Here is a 9,667-nt window from a genome sequence, read left to right as displayed (position 1 = left end):
CATCTCCGCCGGATAACCCGTCTTCTCCGCCACCACCTCCGCCACCGCCAACCGCACCTGTTCCCCATCAGCCCCAACCGGAGCCGACGCGACAGAAACAGCCGGAGCCGCAGACGCATCCGCGTCCCGGTGGCTCCCGTTAGCCGTACCGTTCGCCGGAGCGGGTCCGGTGAGCTGACCGGGGATGGGCGGCGCGGCGAGATCGAATGGCAACCAGCCGTCCGTCCCAGCGGGTCCGGCCGGGGCAGGGATGGCGAACGGTGCGGGCGACGGTTCGAGCGCCGGACCGGCGGCGGCCCCGGCGAGGTTTTCGACTTCCCCGGCCGGCGCGACATGGTGGCTGCTTGCGTCCGGTCCGGCCGCGGGCCGGCCGAGCTCCAGATCGGTGAGCGAGGTGAGGATCTCGTTCACCCGGATGTGCGCGGCACTCATCGCGAGGCTCTGCGTGGAGACGGCCTCGACCGCGGCGTGCAGGCGCTGATCGGCCGCGGCGCCCTGGGACGGCTCGCGCAGGACCGCGGCCAGTCCGCCCGCGACCTGAAGCTGACTGTCAAGGTACTGGCTGTGCAGGGCGAGATGTTCCCGGGCAACAGCCGCGATCTGATCCACCGGCGTCTCCTGTGCTGACGGCTGGGTCACGGTCGGCGCCAGCGCCGACGGCGGCACCGGCGCCTGGGCTGGTATCCGCTCAGCCGCGGCCGGCGATGTCCGCGCGGGCGCGGGGGCCGTGGGACGCCCGCTGGGCATGTCGTCACCGGACGAGGCCGGGCGCGTGTCAGGCCCGTGCCCGGTCCGCCCGTTCTCAGCGGCGGCCCCGGCGGCCCCGGGTACCGGCGGGGAAACCCGGTAGCCGTTGTCGATGGCCTCCCGGTAGGCACGCCGGTGGGCGTCGGGCACGTGGTTCGCGCCGGTGAGAGGTATCGACATGCCGGCTGGCACCACCTCGGCGAACGGTTCGGCGGCGTACCGGTTGATGCCCGTGAGCGGCACGCCGAGGACCGCGAGGCGCACAGCGGCCTGCTTGAGAGCCACGTCGCTGTCGCCGGTGGGGCCGCTGTCCGTGGCGATGGCGATGACATCGGCCTCACCCAGGCAACGCCGGACGAGCCCGGTGAGGACCGTACGGGGGCCGAACTCGACGAAGACCGTACAGCCGTCCGCGCGCATCGCTTCGACCCCGGCGGCGAACTCGACCGGGTTGACCAGCTGCTCGACAAGCACCCGCCGGTTGGCGTCGACATCCGTGCCGTAGCTGGCACCGGCGGTGTTCGCGTACGTGCGCCCCCGCGGCTCACGGATCTCCGTGGCTTCCACCGCTACGCGGAACGACTCGACCGCGTGCGCGACATGAGGGGTGTGGAAGGCCGCGGCGACCGGCAGGCGCTGGGCCGAGATCCCACGCGCGACGCAGCTGGCGACGAAGGCGTCCACGTCCGCTGTCCCGCCGCCGACCACGACCTGATCTGGGGCATTATGGTTGCAGACGGTAACACTCTGGTGGTCAACCAGCAGGCTGGTGACGTCGTCCCGGGCGGCCCGTACCGCGGCCATCGCCCCGGGGTCGAAAGCGGCGGCATCCGCCGGCGGGGCCATGGCCAGCCCTCTGGCCCGGGCAAGCCGGAAGAAGGACGTGTCGTCCAGCGCGCCCGCGGCCCACAGCGCGGTGAGCTCACCGAAGCTGTGCCCCAGAAAGCCGTCACAGCGCAGGCCCAGCTCGGTGAGGAAACGGAACTGCCCGGCCGCGAGCGCGCCGATGGCGGGCTGGGCGTAGTCGGTGCGGGTGAGCATGGCGTCCTGCTCCGCGGCCGCCGACGGATCGAACAGCGGCGGCGGGAACACCACCTGGGCGAGGGTCCTGTCCGCGTCGGTGAACGGCGTGTTGGCGTCGTCGAAGGCGGTGGCGACCGGCGGGATGTTCAGCACCGCCCGCAGCCCCATGTCGACGTACTGGCTGCCCTGGCCGGCGAACAGGGCACCGATCATGATCTCTCGAAGTGCCCGGCCACGGAAGGTGATTCCCCGCGGATGGACCCATTCCTCGGCGCCGATGTTCACCGCGAGCTGGTCGACGGCGATCGTGCGCAGCGCGTCCGCCTCGTCCTCGTAGGCGACGAAACCGACCCGGGCGTGGTCGGCCGGGATCTCGCCGTCGGCGTTGGGCGGGGCCGCTGTGCGCAGCAGGTCGAACAGGTCCTCCGAGCGTGGCGCGTGCCAGACGTAAGCACGCGCGGTCTGGTGCATGGCGCGCAGCCCGGTGCGGTCCGGGGCACTCTCCTGGAGAACCACGTGGAAGTTCGTGCCACCGAAACCCATGGCCGAGGCCGCCGCCCGGCGTTGCGGGCGACGCGGGTCCCGGATCCAGGGACGGGTACGAGTGTTGATGTAGAAAGGCGAATTGTCGAAGTCGACGGCGCTGTTGGGGCGCTCGACATTGATTGTCGGCGGGAGGACCCGATGGTGGAGGCTGAGCGCGAGCTTGATGAGCGCGGCCGCGCCAGCGGCACCCTTGGTGTGTCCGATCTGCGACTTGACGCTGCCGATCGCGGCGAAGTGCTTCTCCCGCGTCGCCTTGCCCATGACGGTGTGCAGCGCGGTGAGCTCCGTACGGTCGCCGACCTTCGTGCCGGTGGCGTGTGCCTCGACAAGCTCGACCGTGGACGGCTCGAAACCGGCGTCCTCGTAAGCCCGTTGCAGGGCTATGACCTGCCCCTCCGCGCGCGGGGCATAAATGCTCTTGAAGCGCCCGTCGCTGGATGCCCCGATGCCGCGGATGACGGCGTAGACACGGTCGCCGTCACGTTCGGCATCGGCCAACCGCTTGAGCGCGAGCATGCCGATGCCCTCGCCGACCAGGGTGCCGTCAGCGGAATCGTCGAAGGGGCGGATCGTGTCGGTCCTGGACAGCGCCTGGGTCTTGCTGAAGCACATGAAGCCGAAGAGCGTGTTCTCCGTGTCGCAGCCGCCGGTGATCATAAGGTCGGCCCGTTCCTCGACGAGTTCGCTCACGGCCATCTTGACGGCCGCCAACGCGCTGGCACACGCCGCGTCGACCGTGTAGTTCGATCCGCCGAGGTCCAACCGGTTCGCGATCCGGCCGGCGGTCACGTTGCCGAGCAGGCCGGGGAAGGAGTTCTCCTCCCATGCGGGAAAGGCGAGCGCGAACTTCGCCGCGATCGCTTCGGCGTCAGCCTCACTGAGACCGCAGCTACGTACGACCTCCTTCAACACGGGTGTCTCCAGCCGTGCCGCCATCGGATGCGTCATCGGCATCGGCCCGGTCACGCCCAGCGTGACACCTGTCCGCGTCGGGTCGTACCACGACGAATCAGGCGCACCGGCGTCGCGTAGCACGTCCCGGGCGACAAGCAGGCTGAGCAGCTGGACGACGCCGGTGGCCTGCAGCAGGTTGGGTGGGAAACCGAACTCCATCGGGCTGAACGCCATCTCCGGCACGAATCCGCCACGCTTGGAATAGGTCTTGTCCGGCGCGGCGGGATCCGGGTCGTAGTAGTCCGCCGGCTGCCAGTGGGTCGGCGGCACCTCCTGGGTGCAGTCGGCGGCATCAACGACGTTCTGCCAGTACTCCCGGAAGTTGTGGGCCATCGGAAAAAGACCGGCTAGACCGATAATTGCGATCGGGTTCTTCGCGAGCCGGCGATCCGTTCTCTGGTCGCCCTCGTTCACAGGATTCCCCTTCTGGGTGGCTGGCGACGCCCGGAAACACGCCACGTCCGCGCGGCGGCAACCGGTTGGCGTCGATTGAAGTCGCCATGGCATGATCTGAAGCTGTGGTGGAGCGGGAAATCAGCCGTGTGGGGCTCGGCTGACCCAGGCGGTTTTGATCATATCAATGACCCGGTCGGCGACCGCGCGGTAGCCGGCTGGGCTCGGGTGCATCCCGTCTGGATTCCACAGGGCCGGGTCCGTGATACCGGCCACATTCGCGAGATCGAGACACAGGACGCAGCCGGCAACCAGTTTGTGTACGTAGTCGTTGGCGTCGGAAAAACGGGGGCGCAGCACGTCGCGGATGTTCGACGGGATCGGCAACATCGCGGGAATATCAGGGAAAGTCATTGTGAAAACCGTGGTACCGGGAACGGCGAGGGTGGTGAAGATGCGGTCGAGATTCGATTCGAAACGGTCCCGGTCGTAGTCGCTGACAAGATCGTTACCTCCTACCGTAACGCCCACCAGCGAGGAGCGGTTGGCGAGTGCCACGGCAAGCTGGGAGTCGACAACGGTCTGGGTCGTCGCGCCGTACGATCCCAGGTTGAGCACCCGAGTGCGGGGGATCCCCAGCGCCGTCGCCGTCCGCGGCACCCAGCCGACGAATGAGCCGTCCGGTCCGGGATCGCCCCGTCCCTCCGCGAAGCTGTCGCCGAGCACGGTCAGCACGGGCGCCGGCATGGGGTCCTCCTGGGCGGGACGGGGAAACGGGATCGGCTGTCGTACGCGGTACGCGGCGGTCAGGCAGAAGATCCGAGCAGCTTGGCGACCTTTGCCGGGGCGAAGAAGTCAGCCGCCTTCACGGCACCGGCGATCAGCCCGAAGAACTCGGTCCTGGCCGCCGGATTACCGGGCAGGGCGTCGAGGACCGCCGCGACATCCGGCGGGAAGGCCAGCTCGGACAGGGCGCAGGTCAGCTTGTAGACGGCCGCGGACTCCTCGTCACGGTGCCGCTCGAAGGCCGCCAGCGCCTCTTCCATCGGCCGCTGGCCGGACAGCCCCTCGTGCACCGCCTCGGCCACCAGCTCGGCGTGCTCGAAGGCATCGGAGATGCCCTGGCCCGTCACCGGGTCCTTGTGGTAGCCGGCATCGCCGACCAACGCCCATCCCGGACCGTGACAGCGGCGGTAGTAGTTGTCCGGATACCGGACGCTGTAGAGGCGTTCCTCCCGCGTGCCGTTGGCGGCGAGGTCGGCGGCGAGGTCGGGGACCACGGCGCGCAGCACCTCGGTGAAGCTGCCCTCGGGGTCGGCGCGGAACTCCTCGAAACGCTCTCGACGCCGCATGATCGCAACGAGGGTCAGGCCGTCATGGGTCGGCCATCCGGCGGCCTGTTGATCACCGCGGAACCGGCTGTTGAAGGACCAGTTCAAGCCGCTGTAGTACGAGTAGTAGATGAAGCTGGCGGCCGGCACCACGTTGTAGAACGGTGCCTCCATGGCTGTGGCGACCACCGAACCGCGGCCGTCCGCTCCGATGATGATGGACGCCCGGTCCTCGGTCAGCTCGCCGCCGGCGTACTGCCCACGGATCCCCACCGCCCGGCCGTCCTCGACGATGATCTCACGCACCGGGTACCCTTCCCGGACCTCGGCCCCCGCCTCGACCGCGGCGTCGAGGAGAAGCTTGTCGAGCACGGTGCGGCGGGGAGCGTACGCCTCGGTGATCCCGTCCACCGGATCGGCGAATCCGCTGATGACACTGTCGTCACGGGAAATCGTCATATGGGTGATCGGGGCGCACTTCGTTTCGACGAGCCGGTCCAGCAGCCCCCATTTACGCAGCAACAACAGACCGCGTTGCTGCACGTAGTGGGTGGACGGCGTGTCGCTGGGAAAGGTGGCGCGGTCGACCAGAAGCACCCGGTGACCGCTTCTGGCCAGCAGCATCGCCACCGGAGATCCGGCGCACCGCGCACCCACGACAATAGCGTCGTACATCGTTGCCAGGCTCCCTTGGGCCGTTGAACCACGGATGGCGGCGGAGACCAGAATCACGTCGTCCTCGATCGGCTGACGCCTGACCGGAAAACTCCGCCATAACTGTCTGACTGCCCTGCGCGGTGCATATTTTTTCTACCTGGCACGGCAAAACAGGTCAACAGCCAGTCGCGAATCCTATCAGCCGATTTTTGCATCCTATCGGCAAACAGAACAGCTGAATTTCGTCCGAGAATCTTCGTCATCGGTTCGGTTTCTGTTTACCGTTCGGCAAGTCCGCGAGTGAAATCTACCCGTTATGTCACGACAGCATGAGATGCCATCGGCGCTGGCGGTGGCCCAGGCCACCCTCGCAAAGGGCGGGAACGGGGGTCCACCGAACCTCGAGCAGGTACGCACGATCCTCGATTCGATGGTGCCGTTCTGCAATCTCGTCGGGGTACGGGTGACCGAGCTGCGCTCCGACGGAGCCGTCGCCGAGCTGCCGGACCGGGAGAACCTGCGCAACCATATGGGCACCGTGCACGCCGGTGCGCTGTTCCTGGCGGCCGAGGTCGCCTGCGCCGCGGCTTTCTCCGGCGCGATGGGCCCGCGGCTGCTGGGGGTTCGCGGCTTCCTGCTGCGCAACAGCCATGTTTCCTACCTCAAGCCCGCACAGGGACGTATCCGGGCACGTGGCACCGTGGATCGCACGATCATCGCGGACGTGCTGACCCGGACCCAGGAGGAGCGTTTCGACCTCACCGGCCGTGCCCTGATCTACGATGACAACGACCTGCTGCTCGTCAAGGTCGACTTCGACTACGTCGCCTGGGTCGCGGCCGGCTGACGGCCGAACATCGCAACCCCGGCCGGGTAACGGGACCAGCGGCCAGAAAGACCCGCGCGAGTCCCACCGGCCGCCGCTCCCGGCTGCTCAGCCCGCGTACATCTGTTCGATCTCCTTGTCGAACCGCGCGACGATCACATCCCGGCGAAGCTTGAGCGAGGGCGTCAGATGACCGTCGGCAATCGAGAAGTCGATCGGCAGCACAACGATCTTACGGATCGACTCGGCCCGGGAGACCAGCTCGTTCGCCGCGTCGACAGCGGGCTGAAGCTCCGTGCGCAGACGCTCGTCGGCGTGCCAGGAATCATCCGCAAGCAACAGGCCCAGACGATCAGCCCAGGTCCGGACAGCGTTGCGGTCGACGGTGACAAGAGCGGTGACGAACGGCCGCTCGTCACCGACCACCATGCAGTTGCTCACCAGGGGATGCAGCCTGATCCGATCCTCCAGCGGCGCCGGCGAGACGTTCTTGCCACCATTTGTGATGATAATTTCCTTACGCCGGCCAATAATGTACAGGTATCCGTCATCGTCGAGCCGGCCGAGATCACCAGTGGCGAGCCAGCCGTCATCGTCATCCGGCGTGGCGCGCTCGGCCGGCGGCCAGTAACCGGTGGATACCTGCGGCCCGCGTACCAGCACCTCTCCGTCATCACTGATCGCCACCGTTGTCCCGGGCAGCGGCCGGCCGACGCTCCCCGGCCGGTTGGCGCCCGGCGCATTTATGCTCACCGCTGTCGACGCCTCGGTGAGGCCGTAGGCACCGAAGATCTCCACACCGAGACCGGTCATGAACTCCGCCGTCGAGGGGTCGAGGAATGCCCCCCCGCACACGATGTACCGAAGGCGCCCCCCGAAAGCGGCGCGCAGGGGACGGAACACCAACCGGTCGAACACGGGCTGGCCGGCACGCAGCGCCGGGTCTGCCAGCGCATGGCCGCGGCGGACTTTCCCCTCGTGGATCGCCGTGCGTTCCGCGGCGCGGTAATCCACGGCCGACACATCGGCGCCGGCAAGCTGGCGGGCGTTTTTCCTGATCTTCTCCAGAGCATACGGGACAGCGATCAGAAATGTCGGCCGGAAAGAAGGCATAACCGCCAGCAGATCAGCTGGGCTGGCGAGGTGCCCCGTACGGACCCCCGCCCACAGACAACCAAGCTGAGTGACCCGCCCGAAGACATGGGACAGCGGCAGGAAAAGCAGGGTACTCGCCGGCTCCGGATCCGATCCCGAGAAAACGACACCCAGCTGCTCCACCACGTTCACCGCGGCCGCGAACATATTGCCGTGCGTGAGCATACAGCCCTTGGGCGGGCCGGTCGTGCCGCTGGTGTAAACGATTGTCGCAAGATCGTCCGCGCGTACCGCGTGCCGGCGTCCCGTCACGATCTCCTCCGGTACCGAGCCCCCCCGGTCCGCGAGATCGTCGAACGAGCTGCCCAGCAGCCACCGGCGATCGGCGGGGACGCCCAGGCCGCCCTTCCCCAGCATGTCCAGCCGCTCGGGCTCCTCGACGAAACAGCCGGACACGCCCGCATCACGGATGATATGTCCGACCTGGTACTCCGACGATGTCGGGTAGATCGGTACGGTCACCGCGCCGATCGTCCAGATCGCAAAGTCCGCGACGACCCACTCATAACAGGTGTGGCCGAGTATCCCTATCCGGTCCCGGGCCGCGACGCCGTCGGCCAGCAGCCCCTTCGCTACCCGGAACACGTCGTGACCGAACTCGGCGAGGGTGACGTCCTGCCAGCCGGTCGCTGTCCGGCGACTGAGAATCGGTCGGTCCGGCTCCAGCCGCTTACGGTCGAATGCCATGTCGGCGAGCCCCTGGCCATGCGGCGGAACGGCTCCGCCGGGCATGCTGAATTCCTGCACGACTACCCCTAACAGCGATATGTGCGGTCGGGTGACAAAAACAGGATAGCCGGCCCCGATGATGGCCGGAAAGGTTGTCCGCAAGTATTCATGAACCCTATACTCAACGACAACGGAAAAACCACGATCAATTCGAAGAAAGGAGCGTCGCCTTGTCCGTCAACCCCAGGGCGCCGATTGAGACGGACGTCTCCGGCCCAACCTCGACCGATATTGTTCCGATCACCACCGAAGACGGATCGACCTTCGTCCTCCGGCTGTTCTCCCAGCAGGATCAAACCGCTCCCGCGGTGCTTCTCCTGCCGGCCATGGGTGTGCCGGCGACGTACTACAAACCGTTCGTCCAGGAATTGTGCCGGCGTGGGCTGTCCGTCGTAACGGTCGATCTACGCGGCCAGGGCGAGAGTGTTCGGTCGACGCGCCCGGGAACACGGTCCGGTTACCAGGTGATAATCGAGCAGGATCTCCCCGCCATCATCGAGACCGTCCACCGCCGGTACCCCGCGGCGCCGCTGTTCCTGCTCGGTCACAGTCTCGGCGGCACCTTGGGGATCCTCTACGCCTCGGTCCGGCCGGATACCGTCGCGGGGGTCGCGGTCATCGCCACGGGGACCACCCACTTCAGCGGATTCGGTCGCCGGGGACCGAAAATCCTGCTGCAAACGCGGGCCGTCTACCTGGTGACCACCATACTCGGCCACTGGCCGGGTCACCGGCTGGGATTCGCTGGCCGACAACCATCCGGCCTCATGCTGGACTGGTGCCGACACGCCCGGACAGGACGGTACGAACCGGCGGGTTCCGAGCAGAACTTCGAGCAACGACTTCGGGAACTATCCGTGCCGGTGCTTGCCGTCTCCCTGGACGATGATCTGCTCGCGCCTCGACGGGCGGTCGACATCCTGTGCGCGAAACTCGACTCCGCCCCGCTGGCCCGGCTGCATCTTGACCGTGCCTCCGGACAGCTTCGGCTCGGCCACATCGACTGGATACGGGACGGTGGCACGATCGCCGCCCGGATGACCGACTGGGTCACAACCGTAGAGCGTGTTTGAGATCGGGCTTTCGATCAGTGAGCCGGAATGACGATCTCAAACGCGCTCTAAGGATCTGTAATGAATTAACAAATGCATCCTCGGGAGCATCTTCGCAGGTCGCAGGCCTGCAGAAGGCTCAAAATGAACAAGTTATTTCATTACGAATTCTAAGTGGTCGCCGCCGGAAGTTCGTCCAGGGTCTGCCGGCGCCAGACGGCGCCTCGCCTCGTTGTCGTCGGCCCCGGTAGAAC

Annotated in this window: 6 protein-coding genes; 2 read left to right on the top strand and 4 right to left on the bottom strand. The window is 67.2% G+C overall.

All coding sequences use genetic code 11. The features are described 5' to 3' along the window. The 3 genes from MJ797_RS11665 to MJ797_RS11655 all read right to left on the bottom strand — a co-directional run. On the bottom strand, positions 1–3,684 hold a 3,684-nt coding region (locus tag MJ797_RS11665; RefSeq protein ID WP_239334349.1), incomplete at its 3' end, for a type I polyketide synthase. A gap of 120 nt (positions 3,685–3,804) precedes the next feature. Next, a complete protein-coding gene (locus MJ797_RS11660; RefSeq protein ID WP_239334348.1) occupies positions 3,805–4,410 on the bottom strand; it encodes an SGNH/GDSL hydrolase family protein in 606 nt (201 codons plus the stop codon). A 59-nt stretch (positions 4,411–4,469) separates the two neighbouring features. After that, complete coding sequence (locus MJ797_RS11655) at positions 4,470–5,669, bottom strand: NAD(P)/FAD-dependent oxidoreductase (protein ID WP_239334347.1); 1,200 nt, start codon at positions 5,667–5,669, stop codon at positions 4,470–4,472. Positions 5,670–5,985: 316 nt separating this feature from the next. Between MJ797_RS11655 and MJ797_RS11650 the strand changes: the two genes are divergently transcribed. Further along, entirely contained in the window at positions 5,986–6,498 is a 513-nt protein-coding gene (locus MJ797_RS11650) for a DUF4442 domain-containing protein (RefSeq protein WP_239334346.1), read from the top strand. Between the two features lie 87 nt (positions 6,499–6,585). Here MJ797_RS11650 and MJ797_RS11645 read toward each other — a convergent pair whose 3' ends face one another. After that, a complete protein-coding gene (locus tag MJ797_RS11645; RefSeq protein WP_239334345.1) occupies positions 6,586–8,364 on the bottom strand; it encodes a long-chain fatty acid--CoA ligase in 1,779 nt (592 codons plus the stop codon). Between the two features lie 167 nt (positions 8,365–8,531). Between MJ797_RS11645 and MJ797_RS11640 the strand changes: the two genes are divergently transcribed. Continuing rightward, positions 8,532–9,434: an alpha/beta fold hydrolase gene (locus tag MJ797_RS11640; RefSeq protein ID WP_239334344.1), complete on the top strand. Its 903-nt coding sequence runs from the start codon at positions 8,532–8,534 to the stop codon at positions 9,432–9,434. Positions 9,435–9,667 lie beyond the last annotated feature (233 nt).

Source organism: Protofrankia sp. CiP3, from assembly GCF_917627345.1.
Classification (GTDB): domain Bacteria; phylum Actinomycetota; class Actinomycetes; order Frankiales; family Frankiaceae; genus Protofrankia.
This window is presented reverse-complemented; position numbering and strand designations above follow the sequence as displayed.

Excerpts from the sequence above, each read along its gene's own strand:
- MJ797_RS11650 (WP_239334346.1), top strand. The coding sequence starts at position 5,986 with ATGCCATCGGCGCTGGCGGTGGCCCAGGCCACCCTCGCAAAGGGCGGG.
- MJ797_RS11655 (WP_239334347.1), bottom strand. The coding sequence starts at position 5,669 with ATGTACGACGCTATTGTCGTGGGTGCGCGGTGCGCCGGATCTCCGGTG.
- MJ797_RS11660 (WP_239334348.1), bottom strand. The coding sequence starts at position 4,410 with ATGCCGGCGCCCGTGCTGACCGTGCTCGGCGACAGCTTCGCGGAGGGA.
- MJ797_RS11645 (WP_239334345.1), bottom strand. The coding sequence starts at position 8,364 with ATGCCCGGCGGAGCCGTTCCGCCGCATGGCCAGGGGCTCGCCGACATG.